Raw genomic sequence first — 21145 nt, forward strand, 5'->3', positions numbered from 1 at the left:
GTCGGGCCGTGATGTGTCTGCGGGTCGGTGGGGGCTGGTCGCGCCCCGCGGCGGAGCCGCTGATGTCACAGCCCCGCGCCCCTCAGGGGGTTATCGCTACCGCCAGTGGATATGCGCCGGTGGTGAAGGGCGTCGCTGCCTTCCCTGATGCCACATTGACCGGCACCAGTTCGTTCCCGTCGGCCGTCGTGACGTAGGCCGTGGTGCCGTTCCAGTTCAGGGCCACGTCGAAGGCCGACTTGCCGACCGGGATCTGTTTGCCGGGGGCTCCTGTGATCGTGTCCACAGGGGTTACGGAGTCGCCGTTGCTGGGGCTGACCCAGAGGGTCCGGCCGTCCGGGGAGAGGGCCAGGCCGTAGGCCTGGCCTGTGACGAGCAGAGTCGGTTCGGTGGTGTTCGTGGTGGTGTCGATCGGGGTGATCGTGGAGCCGCCGGAGTCGGAGACGTAGACGGTCCTGCCGTCGGGTGCGGCGACCACGTTGAAGGGGCTCGGGCCGACCGGGACGGCGGTCTCGGCCTTGCCCGTGGTCAGGTCGACGGGCGAGACCGTGTCGTCGTGGATGTTGGCGACGTACAGGGTCCTGCCGTCGGGTGTGATCGCCATGTTCTCCGGTCCGGAACCGACCGGGACGGGTGTGCCCGCCGTCAGCGTGGTCGTGTCCACGGGCTGGACCGTGCCGTCCGTGTAGTTGGCGACCCACAGCGTACGGCCGTCAGGGGTGAGGGCGAGACCGGCCGGGACCCGGCCCACGGGCACCGTCGCGGTGACCTTGCCGGCGCTGACGTCGATCACGCTGACCGTGTTCGAGCCCTGGTCGGCGGCGTAGGCGGTGCGGTCGTCGGCGCTCACGACCACCTCACCGGGGTTGGCGCCCACGGCGATGTCGGTGCTCTTGCCGGAGGAGAGGTCGATCGAACTCACCGAAGCGCCGCTGAAGTTGGCGGTCAGTGCCCTGGACGTTCCCGTTCCGTCGGTGATCCGGACCGGGAGCGCACGGCTGAGGATTCCGCTGCCGGACACGACGAGGGAGCGGACTGCCTGTGCCGTCCCGGCGGTGACCTTGACCGTTGCCGAGGCGCTGCCCCCGGCCGGGACGGTGACACTGCCCTCGGTCGGTGAGGCGGTGACGCCTTCGGGGACGGCCAGCTTCCAGGAGACCGTGCGGGAGGCGGTGGAGCGCTTGTCGGAGAGGTTGAGCGTGACCGTCCGGGTCGCGCCCGGTTCGAGGCTCAGCGAACCCGGGGCGAAGGAGGCGTCGACACCGGGGTCGGGCGCCGTGTCCAGCATCGTCGTATAGAGGAACTGGTCCATCACGCCCGGCGAGACCTGCTGGGGGATCGTGTCCAGTTCCTTGCGCTCGGCCCTCAGCCGGTTCCAGTACGTGGTGACGGCTTCCGTGTCGCCCTTCTTGTCGGCCAGCAGCAGGGCCACGGCGGTCCGGCCCGCGCTGCCGTAGCGGCCGAGCTTGTCCAGCCAGGCCGAGGTCTCTTCCAGGAAGGCCGAGTTGGCGAGGTGGGTGCGCAACTCGGCGGGTGTGGCTGCCATGTCGGTGAAGTACGAGGTCAGTGCGGCGGCCGCCCGGTCGAGGCCGTCGCCGTCGGCGTAGGCCTTGCGGAAGGCCGCGATGAGCTTGGTGAGCGTGGGCGACTCGGTCGGGTCCAGCTGGGAGGAGTAGTTGTTCTCGGCGAATATGCGCAGCCAGTTCGCGGTCGAGGGCCCCGCAAGGTCGCGGACGGAGGCGAGGAAGGCCGCGCGGGGGTCGTAGGCGGCCGGATTCCAGAGGTAGGCGGCGGAGGTGAACAGGGCCAGGCGGCTGGCCTCGCCCTGGATCATCGGGTTGGCGGTCACGCCGACGGCCTCCCTCGCCACACCGGGTTCGCGGCCGGTGTAGGGGCCGAGGAGGAGACGGCTGGTGACGTAGTCGTTCACCGGGTAGTTGTCCCAGACCAGGATCGGGTGACCGTAGACCGCGCGGGCCTGCTTCAGCTGCTCGGTGGTGATGCTCGGCGCGATCACGCCGACGCCGGTCCACTCCACGACGACGGACGGGTCCAGCTTCTCGCGCAGTGCCTTCTTGTACGGGGAGTCGGCGAGGTCGGAGTACTCGGTGGGGACCATCTCCAGGGGCTGCAGGCCGGTGTGGCGGGCGGAGAATTCCTTCCACGCCTGGTTGAGGAGATGAGCCTGGGCCGCACCCGCCGCGCCCCCTCCCGTGCCGAACTCCTTCTCGTCGGCGGCGCAGTTCCACTTCGTGTAGCTGATGTCGTCCAGCGGGATCGCGAACGACCGCACGCCGATGCCGTACAGCGAGTCGAACTTGCGGGTGAGGGCGGCGATGTCCGACGCGGAGGAGTAGCAGACCGACAGACCGGGGGAGAGGGCGTAGGTGAAGCGGACGTGGTTGGCGTCGGCGCGGTCGACCAGCTCCTTGAGCCGGGACAGCTCGGCGGCCGGGTACTCGTCGCGCCATCGGGCGCGCAGGTAGGCGTCGTCCTTGGGGGAGTAGACGTAGACGTTCTGTTTGGTACGGCCGTAGAAGTCGAGCTGGGCGAGGCGCTCGGTGTGGGTCCAGGGTGTGCCGTAGAAGCCTTCGACGACTCCGCGCAGGGCGGCGGTGGGCCAGTCGCGGACGGTGACCGGGGGCAACCCGCCCTTGTCGGCGACCAGTTGGCGCAGGGTCTGGGCCGCGTAGAAGGTGCCCGTGGTGTCGACGCCGGAGAGGGCGAGAAGGGCGCGACCGCCGGCGCGGCCGGATGCGAGGGCGTAACCGCCGGAGGGAAGGCCGGTGGGGGACTTGCCGTGCAGGCGTTTCAGGATGCCTGCGGTGGCCGGGTTTTCCGTGGGGCCGCCGAGATAGACGGTGAGACGGGCCTTCGGAGGTCTCTCGCCGGCTCGGACGGCGGTGATGTGTGTGGCGCCGGCGCCGCGGAGGACGGAGTCGACGAGACGGCGGGCCGAGGGGTCGGTGCCGGGGCCGACGACCTCGACCACCCTTGCGGGGACGGTGAGTTGGCCCGGCGCCGTCCTCTGGATCTGCTGGGGCGTCGGCCATACCTCGGGTAGCCGTGCGGTCGGGGCGGCCGTCGCGGTGGCCGCCGTGGGGGCGGTCAGGGCGGCGGTCAGCAGGAGCGCGGCGGCGGTGAGGCGCCATGGACGTCTGGCTGGGGACATGGATTCTCCTGAGCCAAGGGTGAATGCATCCACCGCGTGATGCTAGAGATGCTGAATGCATCATTCAATGGTGCGGAGGGAGAGGGTGTGGAGGGAGAGAACGGTGCGGCCCGGCCGGCACGGGTCGGGTGGCGCCCCGGCGGCGGACGAGCAGGTGGTGTGGTCAGGGTCTGATGTTGTGGTCTGGGTCACAGCGGGGCTAGGGTGAAAGCGCTTGGAGGACCACGCCCGGGCGTACCGATCAGCGGCGCGCGACCGGGCCTGCTCCAGGTGAGGAAGTGATCTCGGTGTCCGTCGCCTGGGACGACATCGGCGGACTCGTCGATGCCCACGAACGTTTCCTGGCGGGTGCGCGGGTCGAGGCGGACGTCCGGGGTTCGGTACTCGAATCCTGGAAGCGCTGCCGCTCCGCGGGGCTCGAACCCGGCCATCTGCTCGTCCCCTATGAGCAGGGCCTGACGCTGGACGAACGGTTCCTGCGCGCGGCCGAGCCGGTGCTGACGAAACTGAGCGCCTCCCTGGCGGAGATGGGCATGTCGATCGCGCTGTGCGATGCGCGCGGCCGCATGGTGCGGCGCCTCGACGGCGACCTGCGGCTGCGCGACCGGCTGGACGAGGTGAACTTCGCCCCGGGCTTCGACGCCTCCGAGCCGGTGGTCGGTACCAACGGCGTGGGCACCGCCCTCGCCGAGCGCGGCCCGATCTATGTCGTCGGTCGTGAGCACTTCGCCGACTGTCTGCAGCCCTTCGCCTGCGCCGGCTCGCCCGTCCGCAACCCGCTGAGCGGCCGGATCGAGGCCGTACTGGACCTGACGTGCCTCCGCGACGACGGCGATCCCACCATGCTGCGACTGGTACGGGCGGCCGCCCGGGACATCGAGGGCCGCCTCCTCGAACAGGCCACGGAACGGGAACGCGCGCTCCTCGCCGCCTACCGGCGCGCCGCACTCGACGTGCGCGGAGCGGCACGGCCGACCGTCCGCCCGGTGCCGGTCGACGGTGACGGGCACGACGGCGACGGCCTCGGCCGGATCGACCTGGCCGTACTGCGCGAGCGGGCCGAGGAACTCATCGCCTCGCCGGGCCGCACCCTTGACGAGGTCCCGCTCTCCGGCGGCCGTATCGCCACGTTGCTGCGGCGTCAGGTGAGGGGCGAGGCCGGGGAGACGGGCGTCGCGGTGGAGGCGCGCATCCTGGGCGGACCGCGTCTCAGCGGCCTGGGGCTGCCGACGTCGCCACCGGTCGCCGGGCCGGTGCCGGTGGCGACCCCGGGGCCGAACGGGCCGCCGGTGGCCGCGCGCGAGGCGACCGCCCCGACGGTGTCCCGGCCCGCCGTCGTCGTACGGGCCGTCGTGCCGCCGGCCCCGCCACCGCAGGCCGCCGAAACCGTCGGCGACATCCTCGACGGCGCCGAGAGCCGGCTGCTGCTCGTCGGGGAGCCCGGGGTCGGCCGGCTGGCCGTACTGGCGCGCAGGAGGCTGGAGCTGCTGCATGACGCGGGCGTGCGGATCGGCACCACCCTCGACGTCACCCGCACCGCGGAGGAACTCGCCGAGGTGACCGTGCCCCGGTTCGCCGACTTCGTCGCCGTCGACCTGCCCGACGCGGTGCTGCGCGGCGAGGAGCCGGTGGCGCTCGGCGGCCGGACGGTCCTGCGCCGGGTCGCCATCCGCGCCGTACGCAAGCAGCCCGCGAACCTGTACGACGTCGGTGACGCCGTCGAGTACGTCCCGTCCACGCCGCAGGCCCGCTGCCTGGAACTCACCCAGTCCGTCATGGAACCCGTCCTCGCCGAGGCGGGCGGCTGGATCGCGCAGGATCCCGAGCGGATGGGGCGGGTGCTCGCGGCGGGCGTCCACTCCCTGATCACCGTGCCGCTGCGGGCCCGCGGCACCACCCTCGGCGTGGTCAGCTTCTACCGCTCCGAGCGGCCCGCGCCCTTCGAGGACGACGACCTCTCCCTCGCCCAGGAGCTGGTCCTGCGCGCCGCGACCTGCATCGACAACGCCCGCCGCTACACCCGCGAGCACAACACCGCCCTCGCCCTGCAGCGCAGCCTGCTGCCCAAGGGCCGCCCCGAGCAGAGCGCCGTCGAGGTCGCCTATCGCTATCTGCCCGCGCAGGCGGGCGTCGGAGGCGACTGGTTCGACGTCATCCCGCTGTCCGGCGCCCGGGTCGCCCTGGTCGTCGGGGACGTCGTCGGCCACGGTCTGCACGCCGCCGCCACCATGGGCCGGCTGCGCACCGCCGTGCACAACTTCTGCTCCCTGGACCTGCCGCCCGACGACCTCCTCGCCCACCTCGACGACCTGGTGGGACGACTCGACCGGGGCGAGGGCTGGGCCGTGGAGAGCACCCAGGCCGACTCCGGCATCGTCGGAGCGACCTGTCTCTACGCCGTCTACGATCCGGTGTCCCGGCGCTGCACCCTCACCCGCGCCGGGCACCCTTTGCCCGCGGTCGTCGCCCCGGACGGCACGGTCGAGTTCGTCGACCTGCCGGCCGGGCAGCCGCTCGGCCTGGGCGGCATGCCCTTCGAGACCGTCGAGCTGGAACTCGCAGAGGGCAGCCAACTCGTGCTCTACACCGACGGGTTGGTGGAGGACCGGCTGCGGGACATGGACTCCGGTCTGGACCGGCTCCGTACCGTCCTGGGCGTTTCAGGCCGGTCGCCGGAGGACACCTGCGAGGCGGTCCTCGACGCGCTGTCGGCGGAGCGGCCGAGCGACGACGTGGCGCTGTTGGTCGCCCGTACCCATGTCCTCGGGCGGGAACGGGTTGCCGAGTGGCTGCTGCCCAGCGACCCGGCGGTCGTCTCGCGTGCCCGCACCGCGGTCACCGGACAGCTCGCCGCCTGGGGGCTGGACGAGCTCGCCTTCACCACCGAACTGGTCGCCAGCGAACTCGTCACCAACGCCATCCGACATGCCACCGGGCCCGTGCAGCTCCGTCTTCTGCGCGATCGGGCGCTGCTGTGCGAGGTGTCCGACGGGAGCAGTACGTCGCCGCGCCTGCGGCGCGCTCGCACGGAGGACGAGGGTGGCCGCGGATTGTTCCTGGTGGCTCAGCTCACCGAGCGGTGGGGGACCCGGTACACGCCGTACGGCAAGGTGATCTGGACGGAGCAGCCGCTTCCCCGAGCTCACCACCAGGTCCACAGCAGGTGATTGACGAGCAGTGCCAGCACCGCCTGTGCGGCGAGCCACGCGCGCTGCCGGGTCAGGAAAGCGCAGGCCGGGAGCAGCCACACCGCGAACGGCAGCCAGATGCGCTCCGTCTCCGCCTTGCTCATGCCGGAGACGTCGGCGACCAGGATGGCGATGAGGGCGGCGGTCGTGAGAACGGCCAGGCGCAGGGCGGGACTCGGGGAGCGTCCGACCAGGGCCGCTCCGGTGCGCCGCAGCGCCGCCGCCGTCGCAGGGCCCACGATGAACACCGTGCAGGCGAGGTTCGCCCACACCCAGTAGGAGTACGGCCGTACACCGCCCACGCCTTGGTAGTAGCGGGTGACCAACAGGTGGTACGCCTCCCACCAGTTGAAGCCCAGCGCGGTGAACACGGCCGGGACGACGGCCAGTCCGGCCAGCAGAAAGGGGAGCGGGCGGGTGCGGCGGGGGCCCAGCAGGAGGACGGCGGCCGCGATGAGGGCGAAGAGCGTGAGGCCGTAGGAGAGATAGGCCGTCAGGCCGAGCAGAAGGCCCGAGACGAAACCCGTCGCCCGCGGGCGGTGTCCCGTCACCGCCAGGGCCAGGAACGCCACGGCCCAGGCGGCGACCCCCGTGAAGTAGCCGTCCGCCGAGGCACCCACCCACACCGCGCCCGGCAACAGGACCAGGAAGGGCGCGGCACGGCGGGCCGACTGCTCGTCGGCGAGCGCCCGTACGGCGACCAGGACCGCGGCCGCCGCGCTCGTACCGACGGTGATGACGAAGGCGCCGGCCCAGCCTCCCCCGCCGAGGCCGATCCGGTCGAGGAGGACGAAGGTGACGGTCGCTCCCGCCGGGTGCCCGGCGACATGGGCCGGCCAGTCGTGCGGGCCGCTCACGATGTGCTGGGTGAAGTCCCGCAGGGTCTGCGGGATGTCCTGGAAGCGGCCGATGACCTGGAGGTACTCGTTACGGGTGGTGAGCCGCTGGGCCACGCCCCGGTACCAGCCGTCGACCAGGGCGAGGGACCACGTCCAGGCCATGCCCGCTCCCCACGCGGCGAACAGCAGGGACCGCCAGGGCAGGCGGGTCGCGAGGGTGGGGCCGTAGATCACGACGGCCACCGCGACGGCGATCGCCGCCGGGGTGCCGGGACCGATGTGAGGTTCCCATTTCGCCAGCAGCGGGGGCCAGGGGACGTAGAGGGAGCGGTTGCGGTGCTCGATGCCGGTGCCTACGACGGCGGCCGTCACGACGAGCAGCGCGGCTGCCGCGGCGGCGTACAGGTCTCGGCGGAGGTCGCGGTTCACGGCGCACACGCTAGGCCGCGGAACCTCCCCCGGACGGCTGACATGCATGGACGTCAGAGTTTCGTCATGGTTCGCGGAGCCGTTTCCGGGCCGGTCCGGACCTACGGTCGGGGCATGAGACGGACTCCCTTCTCGCCCTCCTTCTGGCGCAGCCCCTTGCGCGGCCCCTGGTTCACCTCGGTCCTCGGCATCGTCCTGCTCGGCGGCATCACCGTGCTGTTCGTGACGGGCCTGCTGTCGTACGCGGCCTACAACCCGGACCTGTCGCCGGTGAACGACCAGACCCCGGACAAGGGGATCCTCGGCTTCTACCTCTTCTCCTGGCCGACCGATCCGCATTGGCTGTACCGGCTGACGCAGGGCGTCCACGTCACCCTCGGGATCACCCTGATCCCCGTGCTGCTGGCCAAGCTGTGGTCGGTCGTGCCGAAGCTGTTCACGCTGCCGCCCGCGCGCTCCCTCGCGCACGCGCTGGAGCGGATCTCGTTGCTGCTGCTGGTCGGCGGCGGCCTGTTCGAGTTCGTCACCGGCGTGCTGAACGTCCAGCTCGACTACGTCTTCCCGGGCTCCTTCTATCCGCTGCACTTCTACGGGGCGTGGGTCTTCTTCGCCGCGTTCGTCGCACACGCGGTGCTGAAGACTCCGGCGGCCCTGCGCAATCTGCGGGGTATGCGCCAAACGCCTCAACAGGCGCAGGAGGAGCGGGAGTTGGTGTCTCCCGACCCCGACCCGCCGACGGTCTCCCGCCGAGGCGCCCTCGGGCTGGTCGGAGGCGGCTCGCTGCTGCTGTTCGGCACGACGGTCGGGCAGGACTTCGACGGGCTGCGGTGGTCCGCCGTTCTCGCCCCGCACGGGGGCGCCGACCCGGGCAGCGGTCCGGGCGGCTTCCAGATCAACAAGACCGCCGCGTACGCGGGCATCAGTGCGGCGGAGCGGAGCGAGGAGGCGTGGCGGCTGACCGTCAGCGGGCGGTCCCGGACCGTCCGGCTCAGCCGCGCCGACCTGCTCCGACTTCCGCTGCACAGCTCGGCGTTGCCCATCGCCTGCGTCGAGGGCTGGTCGACCTCCGACCAGTGGTGGCGGGGCGTGCGGCTGCGGGATCTCGCGGCGCTCGTGGGGTACGACGGCGATCCGCCGGACGTCTTCGTGGAGTCGCTGCAACGGCACGGCGCCTTCCGGCGGGCCGCCCTGCGCGCCAACCAGGTCGCCGACCCGCGTTCCCTGCTCGCCCTGTTCGTCAACGGCGAGGAGCTGACCCCCGACCACGGCCATCCGGCACGGGTCATCGTGCCCGCGGCGCCCGGTGTGCTCAACACCAAGTGGGTGGCGCGGATGACGTTCGGAGACCTGTGATGAGGCGTCCCCGGTTCGCGCTGCCGCTCGGCAGCCCGCTGCAGATCCTGCTGCTGGCCTGCTCGTTCGCGCTCGCCGCCTATGCGGGGGTGCAACTGCTCGCGGGGGACTGGTTCGGGGTCGCGCTGTGGTTCGTGGGTGCGGCGCTGCTGCACGATCTGGTGCTGCTGCCGCTGTACTCGGTGGCGGACCGCGCCCTGGTGAGGGCGGCGGGCCCGCGGCGGCTGTGGGTCGGGTACGTCCGAGTGCCGACAGCCCTGTCCCTGCTGCTTCTGCTGGTGTGGTTCCCGCTGATCGGCGGCCAGGTGACGGCGCGCTACGCATCCGCCACCGGCCTGTCCGCGGACCGCTTCCTGTCCCGCTGGCTGCTGCTGACGGCCGTGCTCTTCGGCGGTTCGGCGCTGTTGTTCGTGCTGCGGGTGCGCAGGGCGACGAGGCAGCAGTCCGTCCAGTGATCGGCGGCATGACTGCCGACGGAGTGAGCGTGTCGCAACGTGGCACCCTGGTGGCGAGCCGAAGCGCCGGCTACTTTCCGGTCTGCGGTCTGCGGTCTGCGGTCTGCGGTCTGCGGTCTGCGGTCTGCGGTCTGCCGTTGACGGCGCTTCTGTTTCTGCTGTGGCTGCGCAGGGCGACGAAGCAGCGGCCCCCGGCCGTCCACTGACCGACGGTGCGCGTGCCCCGGCGGGGCGGCCTGGTAGCGGGCTGAAGTGCTCCGCGACCGGCCTGTCCGCCGATGGTTACTTTCTCGGCTGCCGGCTGCCGTTGACGGCGCTGCTGTTTCTGCTGTGGCTGCGCAGGGCGACGAAGCAGCGGCCTCCGGCCGTCCACTGACCGACGGTGCGCGTGCCCCGGCGGGGCGGCCTGGTAGCGGGCTGAAGTGCTCCGCGACCGGCCTGTCCGCCGATGGTTACTTTCTCGGCTGCCGGCTGCCGTTGACGGCGCTGCTGTTCCTGCTGCGGGTGCGCAGGGCGACGAAGCAGCGGCCCCCGGCCGTCCACTGACCGACGGGACGCCAGCCCGCGTGGCGTGCGTGCCGCAGCAGGGCCGGGGTGCCGAGCCGGGCCCACGGGAAGGGGCTGCCGGCGGCCCCTCGGGCGTCGGTGACATGCACCCTGACCCGCTCGTCGACGTCCGGGTCCGTCACCGTCTCGGCGATCAACAGGCCGCCGGGGGCGAGGAGTTGGGCCATGCGGTCCAGCAGGGCGCGTGGGTCGCCGCCGATGCCGACGTTGCCGTCGAGCAGGAGTGCGGTGCCCCAGCGGCCCTCGGCGGGCAGCGGCTCGAAGACGGAGCGGCGCAGCGCCTGCCCGCCGAGCGCGACCGTGCGGGCCACTGCCGCCTCGCTGACGTCGATCCCGAGCACCGGCAGCCCCCGCTCGGCGAGCGCGACGACCAGCCGCCCCGGCCCGCACCCCACGTCGAGCACCGCCCCCTCACACCGCCGCAGCACCTCGCGATCGACCCCATCGGCCTCCGCGCACCACCGCTCGACCTCCAGCAGCAGCAACCAGCCGTCGGCACGGCGCAGGAACAGGGGGCCGCGGCCGGTGCGCAGGGCGTAGGCGTAGGGATCGGCGGACCAGGTGCCGTCGTCCCCAGGGGCGCTCGCCTCGCGAGGTCCCGGGGTGGCGAAGCCGATGTCCTGGTACGTCTGGCGGGGCCCCGGTGGGCGCTCGTCACGCTCTGCGGCCGGCCGGTCGTGCGGACCGTCGGTGCCCGGCCGGCGTCCGATCCGTGTCGTCAGCTCGGGGGTGCCGCTCATCGGTCCGCCGCCGTGAGGTGGGCAAGCTGAGCCGCGAAGCGGCCGGTGGGTGCGGTCTTGGCGACCAGTTCGGCGTCGTTGGCCGTGTCGACGTCCCGGAGGCGCGGCAGCTCCCGTACGCGCAGGCCTGTCAGCCGGGCGCGCTGGACGGCGCCCGTGCGGGGTGTCGACATCGGGACGCCGAGAAGGAGGGCCGGGTCCGGGTCGGCCAGGCCCAGGGCCCAGAAGCCGCCGTCCTCCGCGGGGCCGAAGTACGCGTCGCAGTCGGCGAAGTCCACAGCGAGCAGCTCGGGCGTCACCTGGGGGGTGTCCATGCCGATGAGCAGGGCCGGGCCGGCGCAGTGCGCGAAGGCGGCGGCCAGGCGTTCGTCGAGGCCGCCAGGACACTGCCGTACGACCTCGAAGCCGGGCGGCAGCCAGGGGCCCGGCTCGCCCTCCAGGACCAGGACCCGGCGGTGGGCCGGGGTCCGGGCGACGGCGTCCAGGGTGTCCGCCAGCGCCGCCTCGGCGAGTGCGGCCGCCTCGTGAGGGGTGAAGGGCGGCGTCAGCCGGGTCTTCACCCGCCCCGGCCTCGGTTCCTTCGCGATGACCAGGAGCGTGGGCAGGGGGGTCATGGGCGGACTCCTTCGCGTACCTGCGGTGCCACCGGCGGCTCGGCCAGGACCTGGCTCATGTCCCGCACCGCCTGCCAGGTGCCGCGCCAGGTGCCGGTCACCTTGGAGGCGCCGGCGCGCGGCAGATACGGGACGTCGTACTCGGCGATCCGCCAGCCCGCGTCCGAGGCACGCACGACCATCTGCAGGGGGTAGCCGCTGCGGCGGTCCGTGAGGGCCAGGGACAGCAGCGGCTCGCGGCGGGCGGCCCGCAGCGGACCCAGGTCGTGCAGGCGCAGGCCGGTGCGGCGGCGGAGGAGGCGGGCGAGGGCGAGGTTGCCCGCGCGGGCGTGCAAGGGCCAGGCGCCGCGCGTCCCCGGCCGCCGCCGGCCCAGCACCAGGTCGGCCTCCCCCGCCCGGAGCCGCTCCACGAACGGCACCAGCTCGGCCGGGTCCAGCGAGGCGTCGCAGTCGCAGAAGCAGACGATGTCCGCCGTGGCCGCCGTCAGCCCCGCGTGGCAGGCGGCACCGAAGCCGCGCCGCGCCTCGCGCACGACCCTCGCGCCGAGCGCCCGGGCGATCTCCGCCGAGCCGTCGGTGGAGCCGTTGTCCACGACGAGCGCGCGCCAGCCCGGCGGGATGCGCTCCAGCACCCACGGCAGGGCCTCGGCCTCGTCGAGGCAGGGAAGTACGACGTCCACGGACGTCGCGTCCGGTTCTCGTACATCGGATACGTCTTTGCCGGATACGTCTTTGTCGGAAGGGGGCGTCACGGCACTCACCCTACGAATGGGAATCGGGCAAATCGGGCTTCGGCTCCTTACGAAACAGGGACGTCGGGAGCCGGGTGGCGGCGTCTGCGCGTGCGCGGTGCGAGGCTGGCTCCATGGAGCAGCAGCAGTACGGACAGGGCGGCGCCCGGGTGCTCGTCGTGGACGACGATCCCACCGTCGCCGAGGTCGTCACCGGCTATCTCGACCGCGCCGGGTATGTCGTGGACCGGGCCGGCGACGGTCCCGACGCGCTCGCCCGCGCCGCCGCCCACTGGCCCGACCTCGTCGTCCTCGACCTGATGCTGCCCGGCATGGACGGCCTCGAGGTGTGCCGACGGATGCGGGGGCACGGACCGGTGCCGGTCATCATGCTCACCGCACGCGGCGACGAGGACGACCGCATCCTCGGTCTGGAGGTCGGCGCCGACGACTACGTCACCAAGCCGTTCAGCCCCCGCGAGCTGGTCCTGCGCGTCGAGTCCGTGCTGCGCCGCACCCGGCCCTCCCAGCCGTCCGGCCTGCTGCGGGCGGCCGGGCTGTCCGTCGACCCGGCCTCCCGCCGTGCCCTCAAGAACGGCGCCGAACTCGCCCTCACCATCAGGGAGTTCGACCTCCTGGCCTTCTTCCTGCGGCACCCCGGCCGGGTCTTCAGCCGCGAGGACCTGATGCACGAGGTGTGGGGCTGGGACTTCGGCGACCTGTCGACCGTCACCGTCCATGTGCGGCGGCTGCGCGGCAAGGTCGAGGACGACCCCGGCAGGCCCCGGCTGATCCAGACGGTGTGGGGCGTCGGCTACCGCTTCGACGGCTCCGAAGACGTGTCCGACGGCGTCTTTCGAGCGGAGGCGTGACCATGCACGCCAACCTCCTCATCGCCCTGTTCGCCTTCCTCGGCGCCGCCGCTGCCGGACTGCTCGGCGCCTGTGTGCTGCTGCTGATCCGGCGCCGCTCGCTCGCCCTGCACCTCGGTGTGGTCGCCGCCGTCGCCGTCACCGCGATGCTCGCGGGCACCCTCGCGGTCGCGCAGGCCATGTTCCTGTCCGGGCACGACCTGAAGGTCGTCACGACCGTCGTCGCGATGGCGGCCGTGGTCTCCCTGGCCACCGCCCTGCTGCTGGGCCGCTGGGTCGCCGCCCGCAGCCGCGCCCTCACCCTCGCCGCCCGCTCCTTCGGCGACGGTGGCGACTTCACCTCGCCCGCCGGTCCCGCCACCGCCGAACTCGCGGCCCTCAGCCGGGAGTTGGAGGCCACCAGCGCCAAACTCGCCGAGTCGCGGGAACGCGAACGTGCCCTGGAGTCCTCCCGCCGCGAACTCGTCGCCTGGATCTCCCACGACCTGCGCACCCCCCTGGCCGGCCTGCGCGCGATGTCCGAGGCGTTGGAGGACGGCGTCGCCGCCGACCCCGGCCGCTACCTCAAACAGATCCGCACCGAGGTCGAGCGCCTCAACGACATGGTCGGCGACCTCTTCGAACTCTCCCGCATCCACGCGGGCACGCTGGCGCTCAGCCCCAGCCGGATCTCCCTCTACGACCTCGTCGGCGACGCACTCGCGGGGGCCGACCCCCTGGCCCGCGAGCACGGCGTACGGCTGGTCGGCGACCGGGTCGAGCCCCTGCCGGTGGAGGTGGACGGCAGGGAGATGAGCCGGGTGCTGGGCAATCTGCTGGTCAACGCCATCCGGCGGACTCCGGCCGACGGCACGGTGGCGATCGCCGCGGAGCGCTCGCCGGACGGTGTGGTCGTGTCCGTGACGGACGCCTGCGGCGGCATCCCGGAGGAGGACCTGCCCCGCGTCTTCGACACCGGATGGCGGGGCACGCATGCCCGGACTCCCCCTGCCGGGGCGGGCCTCGGCCTCGCCATCGTGCGCGGCATCGTGGAGGCGCACCAGGGCCGCGCGACCGTCCGCAACATCCCCGGCGGCTGCCGCTTCGAGGTGACCCTGCCGGTCGCGGAGGCGTGAAGGGTCACCTCCCGGGCGGCATTCGATGTCGGTCGCGGAGATCTCCCGGCAGGTGAGCCCGCTGTCGGGGCCTATGGCGTGCGAGAGCAGCAGGGTGGGGCCCTTGTCGCAGGACATGTCCGGGCCGTCCTGGGAGTGCTCGCCTCGCGTGCTTGCAGGTGAGGCCGGTCGCGGAGGTCTGAACGCTCACCTCTCCGGGCGGCACTCGATGTCGGTCGCGGAGATCTCCCGGCAGGTGAGACCACTCCCGGGGCCTATGGCGTGCGAGAGCAGCAGGGTGGGGCCCTTGTCGCGGGACATGTCCGGGCCGTCCTGGGAGTGCTCGCCTCGCGTGCTTGCAGGTGAGGCCGGTCGCGGAGGTCTGAACGCTCACCTCTCCGGGCGGCACTCGATGTCGGTCGCGGAGATCTCCCGGCAGGTGAGACCACTCCCGGGGCCGATGGCATGCGAGAGGAGCGGTGCGACGAGCTTGTCGCAGGTCCCGTCCGCGCCGTCCTCGGAGTCCTCGCTCGCGTGCTTGCAGGCCCTGTCGATGACGGTGGCGCTGTCGACCTTCTTGCCGGGCGGCGGCGTGTCCGCAAAGGCCGACGGGGCGAGGAGGAACACGCCGACCACCGGGGCGCTGAGCAGCACGGCGATCCGGGTGCGGGCGGGCTTGAGGGTACGGCGGAGCATTATGCGGTCCTTTCAACTGATTTGCGACGAACAGCGCCATGATCGACGACAACGACGTCGTCCAGGCGTGGACACGCTCAGTGCGTCCGCGTGAACTCCCGCTTCCCCGGCGGTCCCCCTGTGTGGTGGTGCTGCCCGCCGCCGCTTCGTGAATGCGGGCAGCACCACCGGTCCGTCGGCGGCCTATGCCTCCCGCATTCCGGCCCGCGCGAACTCCCGCATGCCCTCCTCGAAGCCCACCTCGGCCTTCCAGCCCAACTCGGCCCGCAGCCGCGCCGAGTCCGCCGTGATGTGCCGTACGTCGCCGAGCCGGTACTCCCTGGTGACGACCGGCTCCGGGCCGCCGTACGCCGCGGCCAGCGCTCGGGCCATCTCGCCGACCGTGTGCACCTCGCCGCTGCCGGTGTTGTACGCGGTCAGCGCCCCCGCGCCGGAACCGGCCTCCAGCGCCGCCACGTTGGCCGCCGCCACGTCCCGCACGTGCACGAAGTCCCGCCGCTGACGGCCGTCCTCGAAGACCCGCGGGGACTCGCCGCGGGCCAGCGCCGAGCGGAAGAAGGAGGCGACGCCCGCGTACGGGGTGTCGCGGGGCATCCCCGGCCCGTACACGTTGTGGTAGCGCAGCGACACCGCCGAACCGCCCGTGGCGCGCGCCCACGCCGCCGCCAGGTGTTCCTGGGTGAGCTTGGTCGTCGCGTACACATTGCGCGGGTCGACCGGGGCGTCCTCGCCGACCAGTCCGGGGGACAGGGCCGCACCGCACTCCGGGCACGGCGGTTCGAAGCGGCCGGCGTCCAGGTCGGCCACCGTGCGCGGGCCCGGCCGTACCACCCCGTGCCGCGCGCAGGCGTAGCGCCCCTCGCCGTACACCACCATCGACCCGGCCAGCACCAGCCGCCGTACGCCCGCCTCGGCCATGGCGGTGAGCAGGACGGCGGTGCCCAGGTCGTTGTGGGAGACGTAGTCGGCGGCGTCCCCGAAGCCGGTGCCCAGGCCGACCATGGCCGCCTGGTGGCACACGGCGTCGACACCGGTCAGGGCACGCCGGACGGCTGTGGGGCTGCGCACGTCCGAGGCGGGATCGGTACGGACGTCGTACACGACGGGCTCGTGCCCGTGTGCCTCCAGTGCCCGCACGACATGGGACCCGATGAACCCGGCACCGCCGGTGACCAGTACTCGCATGCGGCCACGCTAGGGCCGCGACCAGGCGGGACACGTGGGCCGCGCCAGGGACGTCACGGGTCCGTAAGACTCCGGACCCCGGATCTAGGCCCGCACCGGCAGCGAGACCGTGAACACCGTCGACCCCGGTGCGCTGCGCAGCTCGATCGTGCCGCCGTGCGCGCGGACCAGGGAACCGGCGACCGACAGGCCGAGCCCGCTGCCGCCCCGGTCGCGGCTGCGGGCCTTGTCGACGCGGTAGAAGCGGTCGAAGACGCGTTCCTGGTCGGCGGCCGGAATTCCGGGGCCGGTGTCCTCGACCCGTACGACGGCCTTGTCCCCCGTCACCTCGATCGCCATCGACACGGGCGTACCGGCCGGCGTGTGCACGGCCGCGTTGGTGAGCAGGTTGTCCAGGACCTGGCGGATGCGGTGCGGGTCCAGACGGAGCTTCAGCGAGGGCGGGCCGGACGTGACCTTCAGGGGGCGTTCCGGGTGGGTGGCCCGGAAGGCGGCGGCCGCCTCGTCCACCAGCTCCACCAGGTCCGTGTCCTGCATCCGCAGCGGTGCGTCCACCTCCGCCGCGTCCAGGCGGGCGAGCAGCAGCAGGTCGTCCAGGAGCACGCCCATCCGGGCCGCCTCGGCGCGCAGCCGGGCCAGGTGCTTGTCGCGCTCCTCGGGGGCGTTCGCGGCGGCGTACTGGAAGAGGTCCGCGTAGCCCCGTACGGACATCAGCGGGGTGCGCAGCTCGTGCGAGGCGTCCGCGACGAAGCGGCGCAGGCGCTGCTCGGCCTCAGCGCGCACCGCGAGCGAGTCGTCGATGTGCTCCAGCATGGTGTTGAAGGCGGTGCGCAGCTCCTCGACCTCGGGGCCGCCGCCCCGCTTGTCGGCGCGCAGCGGCAGCCGGGCCGCCGACTCGGTCAGGTCGTGCGAGGCGATGCCGTGGGCGGTGTGGGCCATGTCGCTCAGCGGGTTCAGGCCCCGGCGCAGCATCCGCCGGCCCGCAAGCACCAGCGCCAGCAGGGCGAGCCCGAAGGCGACGACCTGGACCGTGATCAGCCGCCGTACCGTGTCGTCGATGTCGGCCGTCGGAGCCCCGCTGACCAGGATCACACCGGGTTTGACCTCGCAGCTGCGCAGGCGGTACTCGCCCTGGCCCGCGATGTCCTCGGTGCGCAGCACCTCCGTGTTCGCGGAGATCTGCGCCTTGGCCACGGCGGTGAGGCCGGCGACGTCCTTGGGCAGGTCGCTCGGCTCCTCGGGCTTGCGGAGTACAGGGGAGCCGTCCGACACGTCGTACACCGCGTAGTACCAGCCCCAGTACTTCTTGCCCGCAAGCGTGCCGCTCTCCGCGATGCTCCTGGACTGGGCGACCTGGGCGAGCCCCAGCTGGTCGTCGAGCTGGTTCGACAGGTAGTCCCGCATATAGGTCGTCAGGGCCGTGCCGACCACGGCGAACACCACCAGGGCCAGCGCCCCGAGGCCCAGCGCCAGCCGGGTGCCGAGCCGGAGCCTGCGGTACGACCTGAGGAGCCGGCGGATCACTCGGCCGCCTGCCGGATCACGTACCCGAAGCCCCGCACCGTCTGGATCAGCGGCTCGCCCGTGTCGTCGAGCTTTCGGCGCAGCCGGCTGACGACCAGCTCGACGACGTTCGAGCGGCCCCCGAAGCCGTACTCCCACACATGGTCGAGGATCTGCGCCTTGGTCATCACGGTCGGCGACTTGCGCATCAGGAAGCGCAGCACCTCGTACTCGGTGGGGGTGAGCGTGAGGAGCTTGTCGCCGCGCCGCACCTCGCGGGTGTCCTCGTCCATCGTCAGGTCCGCGACCCGTAGGACCGAGCGCTGGAAGCCGGGCCCGGCGCTGCGCCGCAGCACCGTGCGCAGCCGGGCCATCAGCTCCTCCACCGCGAACGGCTTGACCAGGTAGTCGTCACCGCCCCGGGTCAGGCCCGCCACCCGGTCGGCGACGCCGTCCCGCGCGGTCAGGAACACCACGGGCACCATCGTGCCCGAGCCGCGCAGCCGGTCCAGGACACCGAAGCCGTCCACGTCGGGCAGCATGAGGTCGAGCACCACGATGTCCGGGTGGAACTCGCCGGCCAGCCTGAGCGCCTCCTCACCGGAGTTCGCGGTGACCGCGTCCCAGCCCTCGTAACGGGCCACGGTCGCGACGAGATCGGCGATGGGCGGGTCGTCGTCCACGACCAGGAGGCGTACTTTTTCCACCCGCTCATAGTGCGGTACGCGCCCGGTCGGACCATGTGGTCGGGCACACAGCCGGCACATCGATAAGTACTTGTAAGTTGTACGACAGGTTATCGACAGCTCCCGCCAGCCAAGCTCGGTCACCCAGGACCCGATCAAGGAGCTGCCGTCCCGTGACGACCGTCCAATCACCCCCGGCGCCCCCCACGGCGATACGCCCCAGGGTGGTGGCCCGCACGGGCCTGTACGCCGTGCTCGCCGCGAACGCGGCCGTGGTCGCCTACTTCTTCGCCCAGGCGGGCTTCGCCTCCAACGCCCTGATCGTCATCGGCCGCCTCACCGGCCTGTACGGCGCCCTCGTCATGGCCTTCCAGCTGGTGCTGGTGGCCCGGCTGCCCTGGCTGGACCGCCGGATCGGCATGGACCGGCTGACCTCCTGGCACCGCTGGACCGGCTTCGCCCTGCTGTGGACGCTGCTCGCGCACGCCGTCTTCATCAGCTTCGGCTACGCCGACGGCGCGGGCGTCGGCCCCGTCAGCGAGCTCGTCGACCTCGCCGAGACGACCGAGGGCGTGCTCCGCGCGATCGTCGCCCTCGGCATCATCCTCGTGGTCGGCGCCGTCTCGGCCCGCTACGCCCGCCGCCGCCTCGCCTACGAGACCTGGCACTTCATCCACCTCTACACGTATGTCGCCGTGGTGCTCGCGTTCACGCACCAGGTAGCCGTCGGTACGACGTTCACCGCGTCGCCCGCCGCGAAGACGTACTGGTACGGCGTGTGGAGCGTCGCCCTCGGCGCGGTCGTCCTCGGCCGCCTGGTCCTGCCCCTGTGGCGGAACCTGCGCCACCAGTTGCGGGTCTCCGCGGTGGTCCACGAGTCCGACAACGTCGTCTCGATCTACATGACCGGGCGCGACCTGGACCGGATGCCCGCACAGGCCGGCCAGTTCTTCCTGTGGCGCTTCCTGACCCGCGACCGCTGGTGGCAGGCCAACCCCTTCTCCCTCTCGGCCGCCCCCGACGGCCGCACCCTGCGCCTCACCGCCAAGGCGGCGGGCGACGGCAGCGCCGCCCTTCGGCATGTGAAGGTCGGCACGCGCGTGTTCGCCGAGGGCCCCTACGGCGCCTTCACCACGCTGCACCGCACGAAGTCCGCGTCCCTGCTGATCGCGGGCGGTGTCGGCGTCACCCCCATCCGGGCCATCCTGGAGGACATCGAGGGCCATGCGGTCGTCATCTACCGCGTGGCCTCGGACCGTGACGCCGTCCTCTACGACGAACTGCGCGAGCTGGCGGTGGCCAAGGGCGCCGAGCTGCACCTGGTCACCGGACCGCCCGTCCCCGACAGGCTGGCGCCGCGCGAGCTGGCCCGGCTGGTGCCGGACATCGGCGACCGGGACGTCTTCCTGTGCGGGCCGCCGCCGATGATGAACGCGGTGCTGCGCAGCCTGGACGACCTGGGCGTGCCCAAGCAGCAGATCCACTTCGAGCGCTTCAGCCTGGCCGGATGAGGAAGACGGGAAAGACATCGTGAAGCGAGCCATACCTGTCGTCGTCCTGAGCATCGCGGGCCTGGTCCCGGTCTGGCGCTACGAACCGTCCGTGGGCGCTGCGACCTCCACCGCCGAGCCCGCCGCGACGCCGTCCTCCTCCGCAGGCTCTTCGTCCGGCACGGCCGTCAAGGGCACGACGATCCAGACGGAGAAGGGTCCCGTGCAGGTCCAGGTGACCTTCTCCGGCGAGAAGATCACGGCAGTGAAGATGCTGCAGCAGCCGAACCATCCGCAGACCACGGCGGCGGTGCCGAAGCTGGTCGCGGAGACGCTGAAGGCGCAGAGCGCGGACATCGACACCGTGTCCGGTGCGACGATCACCAGCGAGGCCTACAAGAAGTCCCTCCAGGCGGCGATCGACGCGAACGGTGCGCACGCGAAGGCGTCCGCGTCCCCCTCGGCCTCTCCCGCCTCCGCCGCGTCCCGGACCCTTTCCGGTCCGACGGTGAACACGGAGAAGGGTCCCGTGCAGGTCCAGGTGACCTTCTCCGGCGAGAAGATCACGGCAGTGAAGATGCTGCAGCAGCCGAACCATCCGCAGACCACGGCCGCGGTGCCGAAGCTGATCGCGGAGACGCTGAAGGCACAGAGCGCGAACATCGACACCGTGTCCGGTGCGACCATCACGAGTGACGGCTACAAGGAGTCCCTCCAGGCCGCGATCGACGCGAAGGGCTGATCCGCATGCACCGCGTCGAACACGTCATGGGTTTCCCCGTCTCGCTTCGGGTCGACGACGAGGACGTTCCCGAGTCGGCCGCCGACGCCGTCTTCGCATGGCTGCGCGAGGTCGACGCCCGGTTCAGCCCCTTCAAGCCCGACAGCGAGGTGTCCCGCCACGGCCGCGGCGAGCTGGCCTCCCACGAGCTCAGCGCGGACCTCGTCGAGGTCCTGGACCTGTGCGAGCACTACCGGATCGCGACGGGCGGAGCCTTCGACGTACGGCTGCCCGGCCGCGGTCTCGACCCCTGTGCGGTGGTCAAGGGCTGGTCGGTGCAGCGGGCGGCGGAGCTGCTGAAGGCGGCCGGCGCGCGGAGGTTCGTCCTGAACGCCGGCGGTGACGTGGTCGCCGCCGGCGGCCCCTGGCGGGTCGGCGTACGGCACCCCGAACAAGCCGACAAGCTGTGCACCGTCCTCGAACTCACCGAAGGCGCGGTCGCCACCTCCGCGCGCTACGAACGCGGCGACCACATCATCGACGGCCGTACGGGACTCCCCGCCACCGGGCTGCTCAGCCTGACCGTCGTGGCCGCCACCCTGACCGAGGCCGACGCGGTCGCGACGGCGGCATTCGCGCTGGGCGAGCAGGGCATCGAGTGGGCCGCCGCACTGCCGGGCTGCGAGGTGTTCGCCGTGGACGCCGGGGGCCAGGTGCTGCGGACGGAGGGTTTTCCGGTCGCGGGGGAGCCCTCGGCGGCCGCGTGATGCGACAGGCGCCCTCTCGGACCCCCGCTGCCGGCCTGAACGG

General features: G+C 72.4%; 18 protein-coding genes. 9 read left to right on the forward strand and 9 right to left on the reverse strand.

Annotated elements, in window-relative coordinates; genetic code table 11:
- Nucleotides 1-82 precede the first annotated feature (82 nt).
- Nucleotides 83-3172, reverse strand: coding sequence for a beta-N-acetylglucosaminidase domain-containing protein (locus ABD355_RS20300; RefSeq protein WP_344401891.1), 3090 nt, complete (start codon nucleotides 3170-3172; stop codon nucleotides 83-85).
- 278 nt (nucleotides 3173-3450) lie between these two features.
- Between ABD355_RS20300 and ABD355_RS20305 the strand changes: the two genes are divergently transcribed.
- Nucleotides 3451-6339, forward strand: coding sequence for a SpoIIE family protein phosphatase (locus ABD355_RS20305; protein WP_344401892.1), 2889 nt, complete (start codon nucleotides 3451-3453; stop codon nucleotides 6337-6339).
- Here the strand turns inward: ABD355_RS20305 and ABD355_RS20310 are convergent.
- The gene (locus tag ABD355_RS20310) at nucleotides 6315-7676 is read right to left on the reverse strand and encodes a hypothetical protein (RefSeq protein ID WP_344401893.1); all 1362 of its coding nucleotides are present in this window, start codon (nucleotides 7674-7676) and stop codon (nucleotides 6315-6317) included. The genes ABD355_RS20305 and ABD355_RS20310 overlap by 25 nt on opposite strands.
- A gap of 66 nt (nucleotides 7677-7742) precedes the next feature.
- On the opposite strand from ABD355_RS20310, the gene ABD355_RS20315 reads away from it, so the two are divergent.
- From ABD355_RS20315 to ABD355_RS20325, 3 genes are all read left to right on the forward strand, one after another.
- Entirely contained in the window at nucleotides 7743-8981 is a 1239-nt protein-coding gene (locus ABD355_RS20315) for a molybdopterin-dependent oxidoreductase (RefSeq protein ID WP_344401894.1), read from the forward strand.
- Nucleotides 8981-9436: a hypothetical protein gene (locus ABD355_RS20320; RefSeq protein ID WP_344401895.1), complete on the forward strand. Its 456-nt coding sequence runs from the start codon at nucleotides 8981-8983 to the stop codon at nucleotides 9434-9436. Before ABD355_RS20315 ends, ABD355_RS20320 begins: the two co-directional genes overlap by 1 nt.
- Before the next feature lie 160 nt (nucleotides 9437-9596).
- Nucleotides 9597-9812, forward strand: a complete 216-nt coding sequence (locus ABD355_RS20325; protein WP_344401897.1) for a hypothetical protein — start codon at nucleotides 9597-9599, stop codon at nucleotides 9810-9812.
- 76 nt (nucleotides 9813-9888) lie between these two features.
- Here the strand turns inward: ABD355_RS20325 and ABD355_RS20330 are convergent, their stop codons facing one another.
- Genes ABD355_RS20330 through ABD355_RS20340 form a run of 3 tightly spaced genes read right to left on the reverse strand, consistent with a single transcriptional unit; the run spans nucleotide 9889 to nucleotide 12037 of the window.
- Nucleotides 9889-10743, reverse strand: a complete 855-nt coding sequence (locus ABD355_RS20330) for a methyltransferase domain-containing protein (RefSeq protein ID WP_344401899.1) — start codon at nucleotides 10741-10743, stop codon at nucleotides 9889-9891.
- The gene (locus ABD355_RS20335) at nucleotides 10740-11348 is read right to left on the reverse strand and encodes a TIGR04282 family arsenosugar biosynthesis glycosyltransferase (protein ID WP_344402067.1); all 609 of its coding nucleotides are present in this window, start codon (nucleotides 11346-11348) and stop codon (nucleotides 10740-10742) included. Before ABD355_RS20335 ends, ABD355_RS20330 begins: the two co-directional genes overlap by 4 nt.
- A gap of 5 nt (nucleotides 11349-11353) precedes the next feature.
- A complete protein-coding gene (locus tag ABD355_RS20340) occupies nucleotides 11354-12037 on the reverse strand; it encodes a glycosyltransferase family 2 protein (RefSeq protein WP_344402068.1) in 684 nt (227 codons plus the stop codon).
- A gap of 185 nt (nucleotides 12038-12222) precedes the next feature.
- Between ABD355_RS20340 and ABD355_RS20345 the strand changes: the two genes are divergently transcribed.
- Nucleotides 12223-12960 (forward strand): response regulator transcription factor, encoded by a 738-nt coding sequence (locus tag ABD355_RS20345; protein ID WP_344401900.1) that lies wholly within the window; start codon nucleotides 12223-12225, stop codon nucleotides 12958-12960.
- A gap of 2 nt (nucleotides 12961-12962) precedes the next feature.
- The gene (locus ABD355_RS20350; RefSeq protein ID WP_344401901.1) at nucleotides 12963-14075 is read left to right on the forward strand and encodes a sensor histidine kinase; all 1113 of its coding nucleotides are present in this window, start codon (nucleotides 12963-12965) and stop codon (nucleotides 14073-14075) included.
- A 369-nt stretch (nucleotides 14076-14444) separates the two neighbouring features.
- On the opposite strand, the gene ABD355_RS20355 is transcribed toward ABD355_RS20350, so the two are convergent.
- The 4 genes from ABD355_RS20355 to ABD355_RS20370 form a co-directional block, all read right to left on the reverse strand.
- The gene (locus tag ABD355_RS20355) at nucleotides 14445-14750 is read right to left on the reverse strand and encodes a hypothetical protein (RefSeq protein WP_344401902.1); all 306 of its coding nucleotides are present in this window, start codon (nucleotides 14748-14750) and stop codon (nucleotides 14445-14447) included.
- A 183-nt stretch (nucleotides 14751-14933) separates the two neighbouring features.
- Complete coding sequence (locus ABD355_RS20360) at nucleotides 14934-15935, reverse strand: NAD-dependent epimerase/dehydratase family protein (RefSeq protein ID WP_344401903.1); 1002 nt, start codon at nucleotides 15933-15935, stop codon at nucleotides 14934-14936.
- An 84-nt stretch (nucleotides 15936-16019) separates the two neighbouring features.
- Nucleotides 16020-17459 (reverse strand): sensor histidine kinase, encoded by a 1440-nt coding sequence (locus ABD355_RS20365; RefSeq protein ID WP_344401904.1) that lies wholly within the window; start codon nucleotides 17457-17459, stop codon nucleotides 16020-16022.
- Nucleotides 17456-18145 carry a response regulator transcription factor gene (locus ABD355_RS20370; protein ID WP_344401905.1) on the reverse strand — a complete coding sequence of 230 codons (690 nt, stop codon included), beginning with the start codon at nucleotides 18143-18145 and terminating at the stop codon, nucleotides 17456-17458. Before ABD355_RS20370 ends, ABD355_RS20365 begins: the two co-directional genes overlap by 4 nt.
- A 152-nt stretch (nucleotides 18146-18297) precedes the next feature.
- Between ABD355_RS20370 and ABD355_RS20375 the strand changes: the two genes are divergently transcribed.
- The 3 genes from ABD355_RS20375 to ABD355_RS20385 are packed head-to-tail and all read left to right on the forward strand — an operon-like array spanning nucleotide 18298 to nucleotide 21102.
- Entirely contained in the window at nucleotides 18298-19635 is a 1338-nt protein-coding gene (locus ABD355_RS20375) for a ferredoxin reductase family protein (protein ID WP_344401906.1), read from the forward strand.
- A gap of 19 nt (nucleotides 19636-19654) precedes the next feature.
- The gene (locus tag ABD355_RS20380; protein WP_344401907.1) at nucleotides 19655-20356 is read left to right on the forward strand and encodes an FMN-binding protein; all 702 of its coding nucleotides are present in this window, start codon (nucleotides 19655-19657) and stop codon (nucleotides 20354-20356) included.
- 5 nt (nucleotides 20357-20361) lie between these two features.
- Nucleotides 20362-21102 carry an FAD:protein FMN transferase gene (locus tag ABD355_RS20385; protein ID WP_344401909.1) on the forward strand — a complete coding sequence of 247 codons (741 nt, stop codon included), beginning with the start codon at nucleotides 20362-20364 and terminating at the stop codon, nucleotides 21100-21102.
- The last annotated feature ends 43 nt before the right edge of the window (nucleotides 21103-21145 follow it).

This window comes from Streptomyces longisporus (genome assembly GCF_039532765.1).
GTDB classification, from domain to species: domain Bacteria; phylum Actinomycetota; class Actinomycetes; order Streptomycetales; family Streptomycetaceae; genus Streptomyces; species Streptomyces longisporus.